The organism is Paenibacillus sp. MER 99-2 (genome assembly GCF_023714095.1).
Lineage (GTDB): Bacteria > Bacillota > Bacilli > Paenibacillales > Paenibacillaceae > Paenibacillus.
This window is the reverse complement of the sequence record NZ_JAMAUZ010000003.1, coordinates 225620-246441: the sequence shown is the minus strand read 5'-3', so window position 1 is coordinate 246441 and position 20822 is coordinate 225620. Positions and strand designations below refer to the sequence as shown.

The window sequence follows — 20822 nt, the reverse complement described above, 5'->3', positions numbered from 1 at the left end:
TTATGTTGCATTCGCAACAAAAAAAGTGATATAACTAATTTTAAATAATACTACGAGATGCATGGGATTGCGTATGGTTTTGCTGAAAATGACTTTGTTTCAGTCTACCATGCCCACTTACTATTATAATCAACCAAAGGAGACATATCATGAACACCACTGTTGTTGAAGTCAACAATCAAGAATTACTCGAAGCCTGTTTCGCCATTCGCATGGCTATTTTTGTGGAGGAGCAAGGGGTTCCGGCAGAAGATGAATTCGATGCTTATGACGCATTAGATACGGAAGCTCGCCACATTCTTCTCTATGTAGACGGAGTGCCTGCCGCTTCCTCCCGATTGCGGATCGTTGATGACGTTGCCAAGCTGGAGCGAATCTGTGTCATGCTGGAATACCGTAAACATGGTCTTGGCCGTGTACTGATCGACAAGCTGGAGCAAATGGCGCTAGACCAAGGACTGGCAAAAGCCAAGCTACACGCGCAGGTGCAAGCCTCCGGTTTCTATGAACGTCTGGGGTACACGCCAGCATCCGATGTATTTTTGGAAGATGGCATTCCGCATCTACTGATGGTCAAACCACTTAAATAAATGAAATAAATCAAAGAACGCCTATGTCGCTCACAGGTTGAGCATACCATAGGCGTTCTTTGTTATAGGCAAACCGAGCAACTGAAACGTTCAGTTCCCATCCAGCAGGATGAGTATCCCGGAACATACCTAGCCAAGAGCGAGGCGACCCGATTGCGGATCAGGCGCGTTATTTTTCATCTGTTTACTACGCAATTGTCCGCAGGCTGCATCGATATCTGTACCATGCTCCATACGCACCGTAGCGTTAATGTTGTTCTTTTTGAGCGTATCATAGAAACCCAGAATGGATTCCTCTGTGCTCCGTTGATACTGGCTATGCTCATCCACCGGATTGTATGGAATCAGGTTAACACTGACCATACTCTTCCGACTGGACAGCAGTTCAGCCAGCTCAGCAGCATGCTCGCGTTGGTCGTTCACATCACGTAGCAGGATGTACTCGAACATGATGCGTTTATTCGTTGTTGCTAGATAGTAATCAACAGCATCCATCAACTGCTCAATCGGGAACGCCCGGTTGATCTTCATGATGTGTGTACGCAGCTCATTATTCGGTGCATGGAGGGAAATGGCCAGATTGACCTGGAGACTGCTGTCTGCAAACTCTTTGATCTTGTCTGGCAAACCACTCGTGGACACGGTGATCCGCTTCGCAGCAATGGCAAGCCCTTTGCGCTCCTTGATCACTTCGATGAAATCCGTCATGTTCTGGAAGTTATCGAATGGCTCACCGATTCCCATTACAACAACGTTGGTAACTCGCTCACCTTGACCTGCTGCATCGAGATGCCGCTGCACATGCATGATCTGTTCTACAATCTCGCCACCAGTCAGGTCACGGCTTTTCTTGATCAATCCACTCGCGCAGAAGCTGCAGCCGATATTACAGCCCACCTGGGTGGTCACACATACAGTGAGACCGTACTTTTGACGCATGAGTACCGTTTCGATCAGGTTTCCATCCTGCAAACGCAGCAAAAACTTCACTGTACCGTCTGCCGATTCCTGCTTCACATGTTCACTCAGAGAGTTCATCGTGAAGTGTTCGGAGATCACGTCCAGACATTCCTGGCGCACATCGGTCATGTCTGTAAACTGATGCACACGCTCTTGATATAACCATTCCCAGATGCGGGAGGCACGGGATTTCTTCTGCCCGTGTTCCGGCAACCAGGAACGTAATTGCTCTAATGTTAATCCATAAATGGATGATTGGTTCATTACGCAGTCCTCTTTTCGAAAAAAAGCATATGGCTCATCGGTTTTTATTCCAAAAAAACCTCTACTCCGTATTGTCCCAAAATTGTCGTTGGAACACAAGGGCTTTTGCAATTCTTCCAAGAGGTTTTATGCTTGGTAAATCTGTGTAAGCTTCATGATGCTCATTCCCTATCCTGTACACTTTAGAAGTGAATAATACCGGATGTGTGCAGCAACACCAGAAGTACCAGAATTGGTGCCACATAGCGCAGCATGAACAGCCAAACTTTGAACCAGCCTGATTTCAGACCGGAAGCTTCTGCTGCTGTCTTCCAGAAGTAACCGGCAAATATGGTTACAAGTAACCCACCGACAGGAAGCATGATGTTAGAAGCCATGAAGTCCATCCAATCGAACAGGTTTGTACCGTTAATGTTAAACTCAGGCACGAGTCCCATCGACAGAGCTGAAGGAAGACCCACGATGAAGACCGCGAGTGAAATAACCCATACCGCACGGCTGCGGCTCCAAGACAATCTTTCCATGAAATACTTAACTGGCACTTCCAGCAAGGATACGGCTGATGTTAATGCTGCAATAGCCAATAGGATGAAGAACAATCCGCCAAACAGGAAGCCGAGTGGCATCGCCGAGAATGCAGCAGGCAGCGCAACGAAGATCAGTTTAGGCCCTTGATCCGGTGCGATACCAAACGAGAACGTTGTTGGGAAAATAATCAAACCGGCGATAAAGGCATAGATGAGGTCACCCGCGCCAACAGCTACTGTCGCAGCGCCAAGGGATTGATTTTTATCAACATACGAACCATACGTCACGAGAATACCCATCCCGAGAGATAGCGAGAAGAAGGCATGTCCGAGTGCAACCAGTGCCGATTCGGTCGTTAATTGAGAGAAGTCTGGATTCAGGAAGAAGGAAACCCCTGCACCTGCTCCTGGCAACGTAATAGCTCGAATCATCAGTATAATAAGCAATACCAACATCGCTGGTATGAGTACTTTATTAAACTTTTCAATTCCGTTAGAGACCCCTTTAGCTACAATCCAGCCTGTGATCAGAACCGAAACGAGTTGCCATACAATCGGCATATAACCACCGATAAAGGAATCAAATTGTCCACCAAAATCCGCGTTACTAAACAGACTGCCACTGAAAGATGTGATCGCATACTGGAGTGTCCAGCCTGCAATGATCACGTAAAAGGAAAGGATGATAAACGGTGTCAGTACTTGCAGTAGTCCTGCTGCAAGCCACCCTTTATGTCCGCCAGCCTTGATGAACGCTGTAGCTGCACTTCCGCGCCCACTTCGACCAATCGCAAGTTCCGCCAGCAACACAGGCAGGCCAATGAGTAACAGACAGACGATAAAGAGCAGGAAAAACGCTGCGCCTCCATTCTCTCCCGTAATATACGGGAACTTCCACATGTTACCAAGACCAACTGAACTACCGATGGCAGCCAAAATGAATCCTGCACGGGAGAATCGTTCACCCTTACCCGAGTTGTTCTGTTCTAGATGTGACTTACTGAAATTCATCTTATCTACTCCATCTGTTCTATTATTTCCCGTAATTATATACTACTCATCGTGTCAGGTCATTGAAAAAATGAAATTAATCAGAATGTTATTTTTTTACACTAACGCTTTAAAGGGAATAACAATCAAGCTTGTTCATGTATAGTATGTGACAAAGTTTGAATTTCACTCCTGTATGTTTCACAAATGCCAAAAAAAGAGAGGTTCCTCGGCTAGAATCAGCTTCGAAACCTCTCTTTATTCAACAAGGTTAATTTATTCATCATTGAAAAGTCGATGTTCGTTCGTGGTTAGATGCGAATTTCGAGCAACTCATACTTGATAACGCCCATCGGGGCATTAACATGAATGACACTACCCACTTCTTTGCCCATCAGTTCTTTACCAAGCGGGCTTTCGTACGAAATTTTGTTATCTGTAACGTCAGCTTCGGCAGGTCCGACGAGTTTATATTCAATCTTTTCTGCGAACTCAATGTCATTCAGCAACACTGTGGAGCCAACGCCCACTTTGTTCGAGTCCATGTTGTCCGCCGTAATCACTCGTGCATTCTTCAACATTTTCTCTAGAATCAAAACGCGGGTTTCCATAAATGCCTGATCATCTTTGGCTGAATGATACTCACTATTTTCCTTCAGGTCACCGTAACTAATCGCGAGTTTCAGACGCTCGGCCAACTCTTTACGCTTAACTGTCTTTAATTCCCGTAGCTCGTCCTCCAGCTTTTCCAAGCCTTCCTGCGTCAAAATTACTTCATCATTAGCCATATTAACATCTCCTAATCCTGCTTTCTATCTCTATTCTAACCTATATCCACTCTAAACGGTTAACATACCCAAGAAAAAGAGAATCCACTCTCCCATACATGGGAAGAAGTGTATGCGCTCAAGGTAAGCTCGGTTATCCTATCGGCTCCCCATCCCAAGTAGGGTTTTCCCTCCCCTAATATGAGGCGTTAGACCTAAATATTATAATGGTTAATATTGCCAACAAACTCTCGCTAACCTACAATAAGAATACTGAAATCGAAGGAGGACATCTCTTGATTGCTACACTTCAATTCCTAGGCTTGTTTCTAATTATTCCGGCTGCATCAGGATGGGTTATGCTGAATAGTTTCATCAAGAAGGCGGCTGGGAATGGACGAATATTCCTCACCGTATGCGAAATTTTTATAATGGGATTTACAGTCGTTGGCTTTGCCATAGGCATAGCCTTCGATGCTTCAGGTGTGAACGGGGGAGAACCACTGTCTGTGTATGAAGATACAGGCAATTCGGCTTCCAACTATGCGACGATCAGCCACTACAGTCTTCCTGTATTTATTACGACTCATATCGTTGGTTTGTTGGCGTATATCCTGCTGTTTAGTCGCTCAAATAAACTCTCGCCAATCGTCTACACACTATGCAACAGCGCTCTCGTTCTCAGTATTGTCTGGGGAATCGCCTATATCACGCATACAGGTCTATCCTGGTATTACGAAACAGGGTTGCTCATCACGTTTTCCGTACTTACATTACAGAGCAGTTACCTATCGCTCATATTCCTATATGTCGGTCGCCTGAAGCGCTCGTGGGATGGTTTTGTACAGGCTCATGTTGAGGGACAAAGTTTGCTAACGGATATGGAGCATCTGCCTGGATGGCAACGATTCCTGTATCGGCACATCAGTCGTTTTCGCACTGCACCGCTTGTCTGGGTGATTCTCATGTTCCCGCTACAACTGGTGATCCAGCTCATTCTTGTCTTATTTGGTCAGCGACCTGACAGTGCCATTCGGACCTTCCTGGATACGAGCAGCTACAATTACTCTCGTCTCCCCATCCCACCGCCTGATATCATTCCGGGAAGTGGACACTATTTGTGCACCGTTGCGGCTGGTGGACATGCCAAATGGGTCAAACCAGTGCGAGATGGCATACGACACGGCCACGTTATTAAAGTGAATCGACAATTAATGATCGCAAATGCTTTTGAACATGTATTGGAACAGTACACGCCCCGATTCCATCGGCTCGTTCGTGGATTATATGATCGCTATGGCTATCCGGTGAGTAAACATATTCGTTCCCGCTGGACAGCGGATCTTGTCTATCTGCTCATGAAACCTCTGGAATGGATCTTCTTACTGGTTCTATATACAACAGACAAACATCCAGAGAACCGAATTCATATTCAATATAGCGAAATGAGAGGCAAGTTTACGAAATTTTAGCTCTGCTTACACAAGATTGTACCGGTACAGTAGAGTGAAACGGCGGTGTTCAGTAACTTGTGCCTTACCTACAATAGATGTAGGAGCTATCATCGTTTAAACATGTGATGGCTCTCCATATGATTGGAGGTTATGCCAATGTACACGTTGAATGGAACTGAAATTGAAGCCTATCTTAAGCGGATAGGTATTGATGAGATAAAGCCGCCAACACTTGAATTTCTATCCGAGCTGCAAGCGGCACATGTAGAGTACCTGTCCTGGCAGACGGTTGATATTTTTGCAGGTCGCCCCGCCGGAATTCATCTCAGAGAATCTGTAGAGCTCTTGTTGAATGGGCGTAGCGGGTACTGTTTTCACTTGAATGGTGCATTTAGCGTACTGCTTCACTCACTTGGATATACTGTGCGATGGCATCGTGCAGGTGTTCAACCCCATGGGGAGCAACCACGTGTTAACTCGTTTCATTTAGGGCTATCCGTATTGATACCAGGATCAGAAAATCCAGATGAACAGTGGATTGTAGATGTCGGGCTTGGCGGTATGCCATTTCAGCCGCTTCCGTTACGTTATGGCAGCTATGGGCAGGCACCTTTCACGTATAATCTAATTCCATCATCTGTTGCTGCTGAGGGGTGGAGACTGGAGTATGAACCGAACGGCCCTAGCCTAGGTGTGGACTACGCCCCGGATTGGGTCAGCCAACTGGATGAGTTCATTCCAAAGCATGAATTCTACAGCCAGTCGATCCAGTCACCTTGGCACAATAATTTTCTTCTTCGTCAAAGAGATGCTCAGCGTAGTCATGAACTACGTGGATGTATGCTACGAATCCATGATGCTGAGGGTATTCGTAAGATGGAGATTAGAAACTTCAACGAGTGGATTAGCACTCTCACCGACATATTCCATGAACCGTTGCTACGGTACAGTAAGATGGAACGCGAAGAGATGTGGAAGCAGGTACAGTATGCACACGAGGAATGGAAGAAGACACAACAGGGCTGATAACCTTATACGTACGTAAGTTGTTCAAGCAGGCGGGTTGGAGAGACTTTGCATGCAAGGTGTCGCTTACTAGGGCTGACTGCTGCATCTGATGCTGCTGCACTATCGCGTCGCTCCATGTGCTGAACAGGATTAGTGCTGCTAAATGACGAATCTATCGACAGGTGATAAATGATGATGAAAATACAGGTTATGCCAGTACCTTCAGTATTGCTGGAAGACGATTGGGAGCTGTTACTCTCTATGGTTTCCGCTGAGCGACGTGCGGGCGCAGCCCGTTATGTACATCAGGCGGATGCCTATCGTTCTGTACTTGGCGAAGCATTGGCTCGGGTTACGTTAGCAGATCACATTGGTGGACAGGCGAAGGATATATCGTTTAGCCGGAATGCGTACGGGAAACCTTTCCTGCGTGACCATGCAGATCTCTCCTTTAACCTCTCTCATTCTGGCGGCTGGGTCGTTATGATCTCGGGTGGACATGATCTTGTGGGCATCGATGTGGAGCAAACGAACCCGATTGACCTTCAGATTGCAGACCGTTTCTTCGCTCCGCAGGAGCATCGTTACCTGATCAGCCAGCCAGCCAAGATGCAGATTGAAACCTTCTATCGACTATGGACGCTCAAGGAAAGCTACATTAAGGCCGTAGGTAAAGGGCTTTCCATACCACTGGACTCCTTCGCCATTCTTCCTAATGATCAGGGCGATTGGCATTGTGAGCAGGATGAAGCCTATCATTTTCACAGCGAGCGACTGGATGATGGACATATGTTAGCAGCCTGCTCTGTAGGAACAGCACTGCCCACAGAGTACGATGTCGTCACCGTGCAGGAATTAGTTCAAGTTATATGCAAATAAGGGGCAATTGCCCCTTATTTGTGTGTTGTATTTTATACCTCAGATTGTCTCTGGGCTACATGCCATACGAAGTGAACGACTAATCAGAAAAGGTAACACCGATACGTGATTCTCTCCTTCAAACTCCGTAAATTTAATCGTCAAACCCGGATGATGCAGGCTAGATAGACGTTCCGTAAGACCTAAGGCTCTCCCGTTATTACCAGCAGGATGGATCTTTTCCTGTTCTCCTATGCCAATCCATACCTCAGCCTGAATCGGATCGGAATCCAAACGGGCAATAAATGCCTCTTCCTCCGTCTGTATTAGCTTCTGATTCCAATGCAGTGACGGACTGCCAGAGATATAATAACGAAAAGCTTCTGGCTTCGTCAGCAATGTATGTAGAACGAACAACCCGCCCAGAGAATGGCCAAAGATCGCTTGTCTGCTCCGATTAATTCGGTATTGCGCTTCTATTCTCGGTTTCAATTCGTCTTCAATAAACTGTAAAAACCGATCCGCGCCTCCCTGCGGCGGCAGAGGTGTACCATCCGGTTGATGCGTATACTCCGTAGTCGCCTCCGGGGTAAAATCAGCATATCGATGAGGCGAGAAAGTAGCCTCTGTTGGATAACCTATGCCTACAATAATAGCCGGGATGACTCCTGTCTTCTCTGGTCTACGACCCTGTAAACGAACGGCTTCTACCATCGTACCGAATACAGCATTTGCATCCAGCACATAGATGACCGGATACCCTGCCGCAGGGGCTTCTTCCACCGGCTCGTATACCATAATCTGATACGCATGACCTCCTGTGCTGGGGTTCATAATCCATTGTTCGGCGCGTGGAATCTTCACGACACTTCGTGCATTTTCTTGTTCAGGTATATCTAATTGGGGTTGCTTGGACTGAAACGTCATGATCGTTAATCCTCCTTACCAGCACCTCTACGGGAGCCACTTCAACTCTCTATTATTCTGCCAATGCCTTTAACGTATCATCAATTACACGTCGATATGCGATCAATCCACCGCCTAGCCAAGAGGCTGGTTCAACGGCGTACACATGTCCTGCTTTTACGGCAGGGATGCCTTTCCATACTGCGGTCTCCGTCATTTCTTTCATGCTGCCTGGGCCTTGCTCTACCGTGAAAATAAAATCTGCATCGATCTCAGGCAATATCTCGGTTGATACCATCGCGCTATTCTCCGTCTCTACCAATGCCGGCTTCCCTAAGCCAAGCTGCTCGTACACGACATAACCGCTGAAGTAGTTTCCGCCCATCAAGGTGATGCCACGCGGGGCAAACCGGATGATCGCTGCCTTTTTACCCTCTGCTACTTGAGCCAGTTTGGCTTTGGCTGATTCGACTTCTGCGTGATAGTCTTCAATCGCCTGTTTCGCCTCAGCGGATTTACCCAGCAGATCGCCGATGACCTCCAAGGACTTCTCTACATCACCCGAAGCGTTGCTAAATACATAGGTTGGTGCGATCTTGGAGTAGCTCTCGTACACACCATTCTCCGCATAATTCGCTGTATGCAAAATAATAAAGTCCGGGTTGAACGCCATTAATGCCTCAGGCGCAGGCAACCCACTGGAGAAGTCGAGCGTTGGAACATCGCTTAACTGATCCTGCAAATACACATGCCCCTGCGTGCCGCTCGCCCATTGTGCTACAGGTTTAACTCCCAGCGTGAGCAGGGAATCTTCCAGATAGGGTGCGAAGACTCGCTCTACATTAGCCGGGACAATGACATCATGGCCTAGCTCATCCTTTACTGTATGTTCACCCACTGCCTCCTGAGCCTGATCTTCCTCTACATTAGTGTCAGCGGATGCTGGTGCAGCCGCTTCTGTTGTTGGCTGCTCTTGCTGCGATTCCCCCACTTGCTCTGCACTCGAATCGGAACTACAAGCAGACAATAGACTCGTGATAAGCACTAATAAAACGAAGACAGGCACCCGTACATGACGCAGTTTACGAGCAACGGATTGCTGTCCTTTGGCTTGATTCTGTTGCAACATGATATATCCCCCTTGATAAACATTCTCATTTAGATAGTAGGATTATATGTCATGTCACTTGTGAATCACCATGGACAGTATCCAGATAACCATTTGGACAATATCCCGTAAACATAAGCAAGGCTTCGCTGAGCATACGCATCACGCCGACAGCAGAGTAGTCGAACCACGGATCACCTGCAATTAGGTGGATCTGATAATGCTGCGCTGCCTTGAGCTGTCGCCATAGAGACGAGTGCTGCAATCTGAGCCATGTTGCCCGTGATGCAGCTTCGGGGCACACCATCACGAGCATCCGGTCTGGATTCATCGCAGCGAGCTGCTCCAGTGTTATAGGTACATTAGCGCTCACATCCATCAGCAAATCCAGTTGTAGCGCATGATGAAATACCTCTTCTATACCCCGATTACTGTAGTGGTAGAGGTGCTGACCATACAATCGGAGTACGATTACTTTTTCCTGACCTACTTCCCTCTGTACATGTTCCCGCGCTTCTTGCACCCGTTGATGATATCCGTTGATCCATTGCTCTGCTTGCTCTTCCCGTTCCAAAAAAGCAGCAATCGTACGCAATTGTGTACGCCAATCCGATGGAAGCTTAGGCACGACACAGCATGGAGCGATCTTGGCTAACGTTGTCTTATCCTGCTCACTAATCTGGTCATTGCCAATAATAGCGTCAGGGCGAATATGCACCAGTTTCTCCACATTTGCTTCCATTCGCCAGCTTGTATATGGGTCTGTCAGTTTCAGATGGGACGAAATCTCTGTGCGATACACATTATAGTAATACGCTGTCCACTTCGAATCGATGGGCGCAGCAACAGGCATGACACCAAGCGCCAGAAGCTGCCCAATCATATTGGAGGAGTATGTGGCGATGCGTTTCTTCGTAGTTCTTGCATAATCCGATGGAGAAATGCCCACTTCTTTTTTGAATTTCCGGCTAAAATAATACTCGTCGCTATACCCCACCTTCAGTGCGATGTCGCGTAACTTATCTCCAGATTCCTTCAAATATCGCTTGGCATGATTAATGCGAAGATCGGTTAAGTACTCCATGGCACTCTGACCATAGGTTTTCTTGAATAAATCTACAAAGTATTTGGGACTGATGTTGGCTCTTGCGGCCAGATCAGCAATGGATAATGGTAAGTTATAATGTTGAGCCATATATGTCTTAACTTTAGCGATATCTGTCTTGGTGCTTCGGCTTGTCACTGCTCTTGATTCAGCTGGTGTTGGTTTAGCGGCATGTATTCCCTTATCGAATATCATGAGATGACTCCTTTCAGATAAATGAGAACCATTATCATTTAGGGTATCATATTATTTTTCTTAAGGTCAATCTATATCTGTGCAATTCGGATCGTTATCGTCGCAATGAAGGAATATAAACAAAAAAAGCTAACGTCGTGTTTAGACACGCGTTAGCTCGTTAGCTCTATTGCGGATTCATATAGGCTTGGTCTTAGCAATTCACCTAATTAACCAATCCTGCTCCTAGTTTCTGCTCCGAAGTTTGCTGAGGAGACGGACAATCTCAATGTACAGCCACACCAGCGTGACCATTAGACCAAATGCTCCATACCACTCCATATATTTGGGTGCTCCCTGCTCTGCCCCATGCTCGATAAAGTCAAAATCAAGCACCAAGTTCAGCGCGGCTACAATGACGATCACCACTGAAATGCCAATCCCGATTAGACTATTGTCATGCAAGTAAGGCACGGTAATTCCGAACAAACGCAGTACAAAGCTGAGAAGATACATAATCATAATACCGCCAGTTGCAGCAACAACGCCCAGCTTGAAGTTCTCCGTTGCCTTAATCAATCTTGTTTTGTAGGCCACTAACAGTGCGACAAAAACAGCCATCGTTAGCAGAGCCGCCTGCAACGTAATTCCGTTGTATAACGATTCATATGCCGCGGAGAACGCGCCGAGGAACATGCCTTCCGCAACGGCATAGATCGGTACAAGATAGGGAGCAGCTACTGGTTTGAACGAAATAATTAGCGCTAGAATAAAACCGACGATCAATCCACCGTAAGCCAGTGGAAGCACTTCCTGTCCGTTAAAAAACATCATCCACGTAGCAAATGCACTACCTAACAAAATAATCAACGTGATAAATGCCTTGTTAACTGTACCGTTAATCGTCATGAATTGCTGATACCGATCATCTCCATACCCTCTGTTGCCTTCAAATGTACTTTCTTTCAGTGTCGGATTACCACTACGACCGATCAAACCAATCACCTCTTCTATGTAATGTTGTTGCTCAAAAACGTAATACACTTCTATGATTTACTTTCTATAGGACTGCTGCTTATGCTGCTTCTGTTAAGCTTAATCTACCTTGGAGTTGGATGCTGGTTGGTTGCTGCACTACTAAAAATTTTGCATAAATGTGCATCTCTTAGGATACGGTATGGCTTCTGCAATCCACGAGAGTCTGTAACATCTCGTTATCCCTGTCTTAACCACAGCCTTGTTCAGGAGAAACTTAGATACGGATGTAACCGTAAGATCACACCCGTGTCCGTAAATCACACCTGAGAAGGATAGTCCTCAACAGTGCGGTTTCACTTTACCTTACTTGTACAGCTTACTCATACTCGTAAACTTACTTGTACAACACTTTATCTACATTGTATTTCGCACGCATCGTGTTAATGATATACGTCTCGTAAATTTCACGATCCATCGGATCTTCAACCAGACATACTTCAATCTTCGTCACTTCTTCACGGTAATTCTTGATTGGGGATACAGTGTCCTCAAAATGCTTCTTAATGCGTGGTCTTAATTTTCTCGCTTTTCCGACAAATAACAACTCTTCATCAGCATTGTAGAACATATAAATGCCACCTTGTTCACGCGTGATGAGATGAAAATCCGTAAATCCGTAAATATGGCTAAGCTGCGGATTAGCCTGCTTCGTGATGGTGACGTCTGGTGTTGGCACTGTAATTTGAATCAATTGGCTCACTTCCTCATTATCTTTAGGCTTACATCCTATCACATATTGTAAAAGGAGACTATTTCATTCTATTAAAAGTTGTTCAAAATCTAACCCATCTTATTGAACTTGCACTATTAGACGCACAATTCACGCTTTTTTCAACTATTACGACAAATATTTCAAAAAAAAGGTTAACTTCCCTGATTCAAAGTGGTACTATAGGGGTATGAGGAAGAAATTGGGCACTAAGACATATGTCTTTATATCTACTCACGTCTATTGTACCCTATGATTGGCACTCTTTTTCATACTGAATTCGTCATGTGGCCACATAAGAGTACAGTCAGTATTACACTTAGCCAACAGCTTATAGATTTATCATCTTTTCGACCCCTTGCAGCAAGCAAATGTAGCAAGTACTAGATTGACGAAATGTATAGCAATGGATTCATGTAGAAAGCCTGCAATGATAGTCGTACGAACTAAATAGACACACGTAGAAGGACAAAAAGCTTTTGATCCTAGAGAGATTAGTCATGCCATGCAATCTTAGAACGTTATAGCAGCAGAACTATAGAAAAAACAGGATCTAGTTTTACCAGACAGCCCGGCAGAAGCCAGGGCTTTTTTATTTGTCTTTTGAATAATGCCTTTTGAACAACCTTTAATAGCTACTTAACCACCCATGCTGCGAAACAAAGGGTTCGTGGTTCTTTCCGGCGTATTTATAATATGGCAAGATAGCACATAGAGGGAGTGATGGGATGTATTCCGATCTACAATTGACGGACGACCGCCCTGTATATATACAAGTTAAGGATTATATGAAACGTCTCATACTCAAAGGCGGCCTACAGACAGATCAGAAGCTTCCTTCGACCCGAGAACTAAGCACGCTAATGCGTGTAAGCCGCAGCACCGTTCTGCTCGCATATGCGGAGCTTGAAGAGGAAGGATTGATCTATGCCGTCAAAGGCAAAGGGAATTACGTCAGCGCTGCTGTGGATACACCAGAGTCAGCTTCGGGTTGGACGCTGGATTGGAGCAATCATGTTAGCGACTATGCAATTCAGGCAGAGCAATACGATCTGATGAAGCATGGCTCCGGTGCCGAACGTGGAGAAATTTCGTTCACCAGCATTGCTCCAGATGAGAAGCTGTTCGATCTGCACAATGTGAAGAGGGCTTTCCTCGATCGGATGTCACTTGAAGGTGAAGTGCTCCTGAATTACGGATATGCTCAAGGATATCGCCCTCTTATGAAGTATCTTCGTCAATATATGGAGAACAAGGGTGTGGATCTGAGCGGCAAGGACATTCTCATTACAAACGGATTCACAGAAGGATTCGATCTTGTACTCGGAGCTCTTCGCAAAAAAAGCGGTAGAGCGTTATGTGAGAATCCCACCCACCACACGGCAATCAAAAACCTAAAGCTTCATAATTTTCACCTTACCGGCGTGGATATGGAACCAGATGGTCTTCATCTAGGACAATTGGAACAGGCACTGATGAAGCATTCTTATGATCTCGCTTATCTGGTGCCTTCCTACCATAACCCAACGGGCATCGTTACATCACCCGCCAAACGGGCTGAAATTATTCGTTTAATGAACCAATATCACGTTCCCATGATTGAAGATGGGTTCAATGAAGAGCTTCGCTACTCTGGCTCACACGTCTCTCCCCTCATCGCCAGTATGGGCAAGGGTAATGGACTGGTGTATCTAGGTAGCTTCTCCAAGGTGCTCTTTCCAGGACTACGCGTCGGTTGGGTCATCGCAGATGCTGCATTGATCGATTATCTGGAAAGTATGAAACGGGCTCGGAGCATTCATACCTCAACGCTGGATCAATCCTTGCTGTATCAATATCTGAGCAATGGGAATTTCGATAAATATCTGAAACGCGCTCGTGCCGAATATAAACGCAAGTATGAGCTGGTTGTTCGCTGCTTGCGCCAGCATCTAACTATGTGCCGTATTTCCGGCGAAGGCGGACTGCACTTATTTGTCCAGTTTCCAGCAACGTTTCGAACAAGAGATCTGCTTGCAGCCTGCAAATTAAAAGGAGTCACCTTCACACCTGGAGATACCTTCTACCTCGAACCCGGACAGGGACTGAACACGATGCGTCTAGGCTTCTCCAGAGTGAGCGATGATAATATACGCAAAGGCATTCGGATCATAGGTGAGACGGCAAGAACGATGCAGTGATGCACGGTTGAATGTAGTTGTTAAAATTCCATGGAATGGAGAGGATTACGCATGAAGGTTGGCGTCATCATGGGTGGGACATCTTCGGAGCGGGACATTTCTCTGCTTACCGGACAGGAGATGATCACGCATCTGGATCCACAGAAATATGAGGTTGTCCCCGTTGTCATCAATAATAAGCGAGATTTAATTGAAAAGTCCGTAGGACTGGATATCGCGTTACTCGCTCTACATGGCAAATACGGTGAGGATGGTACCATTCAAGGTACACTCGATTCACTGGGTATTCCCTATACAGGCTGTGGTGTGCTCGCAAGTAGTGTCTGCATGGATAAGGATATCTCCAAGCGAATTATGCAGCAAGCCGGCGTGCCCACGGTAGAATGGCTGCAGATCAGTGATCTAGCAGAGCTATCCTCCACAACCGTGGCGCAGCTATCCTATCCTGTGGTCGTGAAGCCTAACTCAGGTGGCTCCAGCATTGGCACGCAGATTGTACGTGAACCTGGTGCACTTCGTGAAGCTACTGAGGCAGCACTTGCTTGGGATGATACGGTGATGATTGAGCAATATATTGAGGGTGAAGAGATTACATGTGCAATACTGGACGGCATCATGCTGCCTGTCATCTCAATCCGGTCGAGTGGAACGTTCTTCGACTATTCCTCCAAGTACGATGACGGCGGCGCCGAGGAACGAATCGTTCAATTGCCTGCGGATATTCATCAACATGTGGAGGCTGCTGCATTAACCTGTTATCGCGTGTTAAAATGCAGCGTCTACGCACGTGTGGACATGATCATCCGAGATGGCATGCCTTATGTGCTCGAGGTCAACACACTTCCTGGGCTCACTCGAAATAGTCTGCTGCCTAAGAGTGCAGATGCTGCGGGTATCTCTTTTGCCAAACTACTCGACTCCATTATTGAACTCTCACTGCAACAACGACGAAAAGAGGCGAAGAGCGGATGAGTACAGATGTTACGATACGGCACAGCTCTCCGGATGATCTTCCAGATTTGGTCACTCTCATGGATCAGCTTGGGTATCCAACAACGTATGCAGATATGCTAGAGCGCTATACCTATCTTGCTTCAGATCCTAGTTATACGACACTGGTGGCGGAGTTACACGGGCGAGCAGTCGGTATGATCGGATTGCAGACATTCTATATGTATGAGCAAAGTGGTCGCCATTGTCGCATTGCAGCCCTGGTCATTCATAAGCAATATAGAGGCTCCGGTATCGGCCGACAACTCATTCAAGCTGCGGAACATTGGGCATCTGCTCAGGGTATCGAAACAGTTTCTCTGAACAGCGGCAATCGACCAGAGCGCCAGATTGCTCATGCATTTTATGCACAGATGGGTTATACGGCTGGGAGCACTGGGTTTAGCAAAAGGCTTCCATTGTTACAACACACGTGAATGTATCGTTCATAGTTATAGATGTTGGAAAAAAGACCTTCTCCAATCTGCATTGGAAAAGGTCTTTTCTTCATCAACTTATGGACGTACGATGTAAATCCAGCCCGTTTCTTTCTCCTTGTCGACTGTCGCTCCAAGAGATTCAGCTACAAAGCGCAGTGGAACATAGGTTGTGCCGTTTTTGTTCACATAAGCTGGTTGGGTAAGTGTGACTTCCTCACCCGCGACCGTAGCTTTGTTGGAGCCTATCGTCAGAACAATTTCATCACCTGTAATATCGTCAATAACAACGATTTTATCCGAGCCTTTTGTCCACTTCACCTCAGCGTCCAATTGCTCAGACAGGTAACGAAGCGGGACAAATGTTGTATTTTTCTCCGTTACTACACCAAAGTATTCATCCTCTGGGATCAACATCACATGTTTACTCGTGATGCCTACTTCATCTTTTAACAACTGATACATCACAGAATTTGGGTCGAAATTACGTAGCATTGTACCTGGAGTGATCTCTGTTGTCATAATATCGAGTACGCCCGCAGATGTATCTACTACATCCACAGTCACCTCGCCGCCAATATTCCACTGCTCACTGTCTCCTGATACAGTCACAGATTGGAGTGGCAGGTCTTGAGATGCTGGTAGAGCTACCTTCATCTCAAAAGTCTGTTTACGAACGTCGAGTTTGCTGTCCAAGAAATAGTCGAGTACAAGCTTGGTTTCTGTACCAAACACCGTTTTCAGCTCGGGTGTCTCGGTCAATAGCTTATCCAGCTCCTGATCGTAACTCACCAGAATCTCATCCAGACCTGTCTTCACCATCGCGTACATGGATGCAACAGCAACTTCCTTGGATTCAGGAATCATTGCATTCAAGTCAACGCCATCGGTAGGCTCCGTCAGATTAACGTTTGCGAGAATCGGTACAACTACATCATACAGATCACCAATCAGGTCTTTCAGTCCTTGCTCATCCTTCGCTACACTTTCCAAGAACGGCTTCACCATCGCAAGCAATTCTTCACCGGTAATCTCCATGTGCAATTTCGAGAGACTTAGCGTCTCACCGTTTACGGATTCCTGCACTGGTGTTACCGAGATGTTTTTCGGATTAGACAGATGCTTCATTACAAAAGAAAGCAATTTAGGCGAAAGCTCTTCGATCTGCTTCTCAAGCGCCTTCGTGTCGATCATGAGCAGGTCATCCTGCCCCTCAAGTGAGTCCAGAGATATGTAAAGAGGCTTCTGAGCTCCTTCCATATCAATCACCATTTCCTTCTCATTCATGGAGAGATGGAAAGGCAGCTTCTTCCCTTGAAAACCAACTGCACCTTCAATGGATGCAGTGCTTGCATCTTTCACTTTTGCATCACTAATATCTAGAGAAATAGAGTTAATAAGCTCAATCATTTCAAGGTCTTTGGCAGTTGCCAGCTCCGTTGCTGGTTCAATGTTAATTTTCAGTGATTGTTTGGATTCAACGGACTTCACCGTTGTGCTCTGAGCCATTGCTTTGCTAATATCAACCCCACCTACAGCCTGACACCCCGTAAGCGCAACCATCATTAAAACAAGCGGCACGGCGATCCATTTAGCTAACCTTCGATTCTTAATATGATCTCCTCCTTCGAATAATACGGTTCACTTCTATTATGAAGGCTATAGGTAATTGTTGTAAACCAGATTAACAAAAAAATGCCAAAAAGACCGGAAACAGTTCCGATCTTCGTCACAATGCTATATGTCAGATAAGCTCTTCGCTTATGCTCCAGAGCCCTCATCACTATTGCTGGTCTGTTCCTCATCTTCCGTAGTTACAGGCGTCTCGAATTGATCCGGTTCATCGTCTTGAATGGCTTTGTTCTCTTCATTCTCAGCGTTCTGGTTCTGTTCTTGTGTCATATCCTATTCCCTCTCTTCTGCCGGATTTTTAGATTAAGGCATAAGCCTTATTTCTATCAATAACCCGAATATCGGCAGGTCAAACAGCTTACAGCTTCACGCCTAGAAAATATAAAAGACCATCCCATTTCCGCTCCCAGCCGTTGCCTGGTACAATGCCTGAACCTCATCCAAGGTCTGAAGGATTTCTTGGAATGTCGCCTCTTCATCCCAGCCTTCCATCACAGGATAGACGTCGTTATCCATCATGTCCTGTAAGCTAAAACGCGCCTTCAATTCATCGCGATCCAATTGTTCCATCGCCATGTAGGCCTCCAATACTTGTTCGTTCGTAAGTAGAAACAGTTCCATATCCGAGTAGTTCCCCAGATATTGCTCACCTGCGAGCGGCACCACGTAACCGAGAGGTGGCTCACCTTCTGCCATTTTCCCCGTCAACGTGAACTGCAGCATCTGCCACACTTTATCAATATCGAGATCAACGGGACAATCGTGTACACTGACTTCTCCCGACTTGATGGATTCAACTAACTCGTCGGTAACCACAACATATCTGCCGGACATTCCCATAGTCTTATCCCTCCTGAACGATGATTGCTCTTGTCCAACATTAACCTTGGTTCAGATACAAGAATCGGGATAATGAGCTATATGATGAATCAGTTCCTCGGAAATCTCCCATTGGAACACAGACGTTAATACAGGATCTCGGAAAAAGGAACGCACAGCTGCCATATTCAGCTCAGCCGAATAATCTTGGAAAACCAATGCTCTATGTGCTCCCCATCCCGTTTGCACATCTAATACTTGAGCAGGTGAAGACTTATCAAAGTTAAAATCCTTCAGTCGTATCTTCCCAATACAATTCGCGTGATTTTTAGTTGTTATATAAATCTCAGAATGTTCGAGATCATATACCAAAGAATAAACGGTGTCTGGACGGCTAGAGGAACCTAGCAGATCAAAAAGATTCATTACGTTTCCAGCGTTTAGCATAAGACTCGTACTAGCAAGAGCGTCGGTGACCGTTTGGAGACGCTCCATCGAATTCCGCTCATAATCCGTCATAGATGCCCACTCACTCTGTCCTGCCTTCAAATCATGAATTGCATCAACGTAAGCTGTATTGGTAATCACAGCAAACGGTAACGGTCTGCGGTGCACAAACATCTGACCACTAATAAATTCAACGATGGCGTAATCTCCGCTACGATCCGCAATTAAATAATGCAGTTGAGACGTAGCCTGAGCTATGCGAATATTTTCAACACATTTCAACGCTTCCTGAACCGTACGGCTAGTATCCAGAAGATACTGTATCCACTGCAACTCACTTATTGCAGGACGCTCATCAACTGTTGGATATTCACTTGACCAAAGTGTTGTTTGTTCAACAACAAGACCCGCTTCATTTATTCCCCCATTCGGATTCTCTTTGCCTACCTGAGAGATAGTAAGACTGCCATAGACGGAGATCCAAGTTGCAGGAATTGAGGGCGGTGGCATCAAGGCTGTTTTGCTTAGGCCTCGTTGATTTGTAAACAGATAGACACCATCGTAGATAACATCCTGGTTTTTACATACCCAAGTTGTTCCCTGTAATTGCAGTGTGAAAGCCGTGCTCATTCCTTATCCTCCTCTCGTAGTAAACGTGCATCTCCAATAGCTGAGTTGCTTAATCTATTTACCAATTGCTCGTACTCCTGAAGTAACTGTTCATCCGCTTGGTTGACAGCTGCTGCAAACTGAGTGATTAAGGCCTGTTTTCGTTCCTCCTCCTGTAGCTGAATGAGCTTTTGTCTAAGTGCCTCTTGTTCAGTTACGTCTCCCTCCTGCTCAAGCTGCTGCTTGATATAAATCATCTGCACCTGTACTTTGTTCTCTGGAGTGAGATCCCGTAAATAGTTTGTCTCATATATGAGTACTGAAGAGTCTATTTGAAAAAATTGTGCAACTTGCTGTAGTCGATCTTGTGGGACTGGACGTCGTTTTTTGACCCAATCATTGAATTGTTGAGGCGTCATTCCGATTGTTTTACACAACTCGGTGTAAGATAACTGATGGACAAGCGCCAAGTATTGCAGAACCGTCATTGATGCCATATTCACTCGACTCATATTACTCCCCCCATTGACGTATTTTATGTCGCTTTCTTATTCTCATTATACAAACGACATATTATATGTCAATCAATCTTTTTCATATATTATCTTCGCGGGTATAACGTTATCAATGAATAACTAAACAGAATAGTCTTCCCCAAGGTGAGAGCAAGCCCTAATCCAAACTATGAAGGAGGATGACGAGCAAATGAAAAAGTTCGATTACGATCTGAATTACAAGGAGCTTGACCTGCGCAAGCAGCCTGAACTGTATACCGTAGGACGCGGAGAGCAGGGTGTACTCATGGTTGAACCATACAAAAGCGAAATCCTTCCGCATTGGCGGTTCAAAACACCAGAGATTGCAACTGAATCCTCACAGAAGATCTATGAGCTGTTTTTGGAATATAAAGAACAAGGAGATTTTGTGGGGATGGACATGGCGCGCAAATTCCTCCAGATGGGGTATACGCGAGCCAGAAGGTACACCAACCATAAAGGTGGACGCAAGTATTCTAAGGAGGATGGCTCTATTCTGCCGTATCAGAACGACAAGGTAAAAGCAGAGGCCGCAGCTATTTTCAAAGCACAATGGGAGATTGCCAAGTCTGATCCCGATTACGTGCAAATGAAGAAGGAGCACCGAGAAAACTATGAACAAGTCGACGATTAGCCACCTGTACCTATGTGGTCTGTGATGTACTGACATGCCGTGGATTCATATTGAGTCTAACGAAGATGGGGCGTACAATG

The 20822-nt window shown here is 45.8% G+C and carries 21 protein-coding genes; 8 read left to right on the top strand and 13 right to left on the bottom strand.

The features are described 5' to 3' along the window. The first annotated feature begins 149 nt into the window (after window positions 1-149). Window positions 150-590, top strand: coding sequence for a GNAT family N-acetyltransferase (locus M3636_RS16135; protein ID WP_128104083.1), 441 nt, complete (start codon window positions 150-152; stop codon window positions 588-590). Window positions 591-719: 129 nt separating this feature from the next. Here the strand turns inward: M3636_RS16135 and rlmN are convergent, their stop codons facing one another. From rlmN to greA, 3 genes are all read right to left on the bottom strand, one after another. Beyond that, window positions 720-1814 (bottom strand): dual-specificity RNA methyltransferase RlmN, encoded by a 1095-nt coding sequence (gene rlmN / locus M3636_RS16130; RefSeq protein ID WP_251383207.1) that lies wholly within the window; start codon window positions 1812-1814, stop codon window positions 720-722. A gap of 182 nt (window positions 1815-1996) precedes the next feature. Beyond that, on the bottom strand, window positions 1997-3352 hold the full coding sequence (locus M3636_RS16125; protein WP_128104085.1) for a sodium-dependent transporter: 1356 nt from the start codon (window positions 3350-3352) through the stop codon (window positions 1997-1999). 290 nt (window positions 3353-3642) lie between these two features. Beyond that, window positions 3643-4119 (bottom strand): transcription elongation factor GreA, encoded by a 477-nt coding sequence (greA, locus tag M3636_RS16120; RefSeq protein WP_128104086.1) that lies wholly within the window; start codon window positions 4117-4119, stop codon window positions 3643-3645. Window positions 4120-4394: 275 nt separating this feature from the next. On the opposite strand from greA, the gene M3636_RS16115 reads away from it, so the two are divergent. The 3 genes from M3636_RS16115 (at window position 4395) to M3636_RS16105 (ending at window position 7439) form a co-directional block, all read left to right on the top strand. Next, window positions 4395-5570 carry a DUF6688 domain-containing protein gene (locus tag M3636_RS16115; RefSeq protein ID WP_128104087.1) on the top strand — a complete coding sequence of 392 codons (1176 nt, stop codon included), beginning with the start codon at window positions 4395-4397 and terminating at the stop codon, window positions 5568-5570. A 138-nt stretch (window positions 5571-5708) separates the two neighbouring features. Beyond that, a complete protein-coding gene (locus tag M3636_RS16110; RefSeq protein ID WP_251383206.1) occupies window positions 5709-6578 on the top strand; it encodes an arylamine N-acetyltransferase family protein in 870 nt (289 codons plus the stop codon). A 174-nt stretch (window positions 6579-6752) separates the two neighbouring features. Beyond that, window positions 6753-7439, top strand: a complete 687-nt coding sequence (locus M3636_RS16105; RefSeq protein WP_251383205.1) for a 4'-phosphopantetheinyl transferase family protein — start codon at window positions 6753-6755, stop codon at window positions 7437-7439. Between the two features lie 39 nt (window positions 7440-7478). Here M3636_RS16105 and M3636_RS16100 read toward each other — a convergent pair whose 3' ends face one another. The 5 genes from M3636_RS16100 to M3636_RS16080 form a co-directional block, all read right to left on the bottom strand. Further along, window positions 7479-8345, bottom strand: coding sequence for an alpha/beta hydrolase (locus tag M3636_RS16100; protein ID WP_128104090.1), 867 nt, complete (start codon window positions 8343-8345; stop codon window positions 7479-7481). A 52-nt stretch (window positions 8346-8397) separates the two neighbouring features. Next, on the bottom strand, window positions 8398-9453 hold the full coding sequence (locus M3636_RS16095; RefSeq protein ID WP_128104091.1) for an ABC transporter substrate-binding protein: 1056 nt from the start codon (window positions 9451-9453) through the stop codon (window positions 8398-8400). A 49-nt stretch (window positions 9454-9502) separates the two neighbouring features. Beyond that, window positions 9503-10732: an ABC transporter substrate-binding protein gene (locus M3636_RS16090; protein ID WP_128104092.1), complete on the bottom strand. Its 1230-nt coding sequence runs from the start codon at window positions 10730-10732 to the stop codon at window positions 9503-9505. A gap of 225 nt (window positions 10733-10957) precedes the next feature. Then, window positions 10958-11707, bottom strand: coding sequence for a Bax inhibitor-1/YccA family protein (locus M3636_RS16085; RefSeq protein WP_251383204.1), 750 nt, complete (start codon window positions 11705-11707; stop codon window positions 10958-10960). Window positions 11708-12083: 376 nt separating this feature from the next. Further along, window positions 12084-12440, bottom strand: a complete 357-nt coding sequence (locus M3636_RS16080) for a nucleotide excision repair endonuclease (RefSeq protein WP_251383203.1) — start codon at window positions 12438-12440, stop codon at window positions 12084-12086. 746 nt (window positions 12441-13186) lie between these two features. Between M3636_RS16080 and pdxR the strand changes: the two genes are divergently transcribed. Genes pdxR through M3636_RS16065 form a run of 3 tightly spaced genes read left to right on the top strand, consistent with a single transcriptional unit; the run spans window position 13187 to window position 16065 of the window. Then, window positions 13187-14638 (top strand): MocR-like pyridoxine biosynthesis transcription factor PdxR, encoded by a 1452-nt coding sequence (pdxR, locus tag M3636_RS16075; RefSeq protein WP_251383202.1) that lies wholly within the window; start codon window positions 13187-13189, stop codon window positions 14636-14638. A 51-nt stretch (window positions 14639-14689) separates the two neighbouring features. Further along, window positions 14690-15610 carry a D-alanine--D-alanine ligase gene (locus M3636_RS16070; RefSeq protein ID WP_251383201.1) on the top strand — a complete coding sequence of 307 codons (921 nt, stop codon included), beginning with the start codon at window positions 14690-14692 and terminating at the stop codon, window positions 15608-15610. Next, on the top strand, window positions 15607-16065 hold the full coding sequence (locus tag M3636_RS16065; protein WP_251383200.1) for a GNAT family N-acetyltransferase: 459 nt from the start codon (window positions 15607-15609) through the stop codon (window positions 16063-16065). Before M3636_RS16070 ends, M3636_RS16065 begins: the two co-directional genes overlap by 4 nt. Window positions 16066-16143: 78 nt before the next feature. On the opposite strand, the gene M3636_RS16060 is transcribed toward M3636_RS16065, so the two are convergent. The 5 genes from M3636_RS16060 to M3636_RS16040 all read right to left on the bottom strand — a co-directional run bounded on the left by M3636_RS16060 (window position 16144) and on the right by M3636_RS16040 (window position 20084). Further along, entirely contained in the window at window positions 16144-17646 is a 1503-nt protein-coding gene (locus M3636_RS16060) for a copper amine oxidase N-terminal domain-containing protein (RefSeq protein WP_251383199.1), read from the bottom strand. Between the two features lie 180 nt (window positions 17647-17826). Then, the gene (locus tag M3636_RS16055; RefSeq protein ID WP_251383198.1) at window positions 17827-17967 is read right to left on the bottom strand and encodes a hypothetical protein; all 141 of its coding nucleotides are present in this window, start codon (window positions 17965-17967) and stop codon (window positions 17827-17829) included. Window positions 17968-18069: 102 nt separating this feature from the next. Then, the gene (locus tag M3636_RS16050) at window positions 18070-18537 is read right to left on the bottom strand and encodes a YfbM family protein (protein WP_251383197.1); all 468 of its coding nucleotides are present in this window, start codon (window positions 18535-18537) and stop codon (window positions 18070-18072) included. 51 nt (window positions 18538-18588) lie between these two features. Continuing rightward, a complete protein-coding gene (locus M3636_RS16045; RefSeq protein WP_251383196.1) occupies window positions 18589-19593 on the bottom strand; it encodes a carcinine hydrolase/isopenicillin-N N-acyltransferase family protein in 1005 nt (334 codons plus the stop codon). Continuing rightward, entirely contained in the window at window positions 19590-20084 is a 495-nt protein-coding gene (locus M3636_RS16040; protein WP_251383195.1) for a hypothetical protein, read from the bottom strand. The genes M3636_RS16045 and M3636_RS16040 overlap by 4 nt, the downstream gene beginning before the upstream one ends. Window positions 20085-20277: 193 nt before the next feature. On the opposite strand from M3636_RS16040, the gene M3636_RS16035 reads away from it, so the two are divergent. Further along, window positions 20278-20742, top strand: a complete 465-nt coding sequence (locus tag M3636_RS16035; RefSeq protein ID WP_251383194.1) for a DUF4385 domain-containing protein — start codon at window positions 20278-20280, stop codon at window positions 20740-20742. Window positions 20743-20822: the final 80 nt, after the last annotated feature.

What these genes read in the sequence shown, in the direction of transcription:
- M3636_RS16105 (WP_251383205.1), top strand. Translation starts at nt 6,753, where the DNA reads ATGATGAAAATACAGGTTATGCCAGTACCTTCAGTATTGCTGGAAGAC.
- M3636_RS16100 (WP_128104090.1), bottom strand. Translation starts at nt 8,345, where the DNA reads ATGACGTTTCAGTCCAAGCAACCCCAATTAGATATACCTGAACAAGAA.
- M3636_RS16065 (WP_251383200.1), top strand. Translation starts at nt 15,607, where the DNA reads ATGAGTACAGATGTTACGATACGGCACAGCTCTCCGGATGATCTTCCA.
- greA (WP_128104086.1), bottom strand. Translation starts at nt 4,119, where the DNA reads ATGGCTAATGATGAAGTAATTTTGACGCAGGAAGGCTTGGAAAAGCTG.
- M3636_RS16050 (WP_251383197.1), bottom strand. Translation starts at nt 18,537, where the DNA reads ATGGGAATGTCCGGCAGATATGTTGTGGTTACCGACGAGTTAGTTGAA.
- M3636_RS16040 (WP_251383195.1), bottom strand. Translation starts at nt 20,084, where the DNA reads ATGAGTCGAGTGAATATGGCATCAATGACGGTTCTGCAATACTTGGCG.
- M3636_RS16055 (WP_251383198.1), bottom strand. Translation starts at nt 17,967, where the DNA reads ATGACACAAGAACAGAACCAGAACGCTGAGAATGAAGAGAACAAAGCC.
- pdxR (WP_251383202.1), top strand. Translation starts at nt 13,187, where the DNA reads ATGTATTCCGATCTACAATTGACGGACGACCGCCCTGTATATATACAA.
- rlmN (WP_251383207.1), bottom strand. Translation starts at nt 1,814, where the DNA reads ATGAACCAATCATCCATTTATGGATTAACATTAGAGCAATTACGTTCC.
- M3636_RS16135 (WP_128104083.1), top strand. Translation starts at nt 150, where the DNA reads ATGAACACCACTGTTGTTGAAGTCAACAATCAAGAATTACTCGAAGCC.
- M3636_RS16045 (WP_251383196.1), bottom strand. Translation starts at nt 19,593, where the DNA reads ATGAGCACGGCTTTCACACTGCAATTACAGGGAACAACTTGGGTATGT.
- M3636_RS16090 (WP_128104092.1), bottom strand. Translation starts at nt 10,732, where the DNA reads ATGATATTCGATAAGGGAATACATGCCGCTAAACCAACACCAGCTGAA.
- M3636_RS16070 (WP_251383201.1), top strand. Translation starts at nt 14,690, where the DNA reads ATGAAGGTTGGCGTCATCATGGGTGGGACATCTTCGGAGCGGGACATT.
- M3636_RS16125 (WP_128104085.1), bottom strand. Translation starts at nt 3,352, where the DNA reads ATGAATTTCAGTAAGTCACATCTAGAACAGAACAACTCGGGTAAGGGT.
- M3636_RS16095 (WP_128104091.1), bottom strand. Translation starts at nt 9,453, where the DNA reads ATGTTGCAACAGAATCAAGCCAAAGGACAGCAATCCGTTGCTCGTAAA.
- M3636_RS16035 (WP_251383194.1), top strand. Translation starts at nt 20,278, where the DNA reads ATGAAAAAGTTCGATTACGATCTGAATTACAAGGAGCTTGACCTGCGC.
- M3636_RS16110 (WP_251383206.1), top strand. Translation starts at nt 5,709, where the DNA reads ATGTACACGTTGAATGGAACTGAAATTGAAGCCTATCTTAAGCGGATA.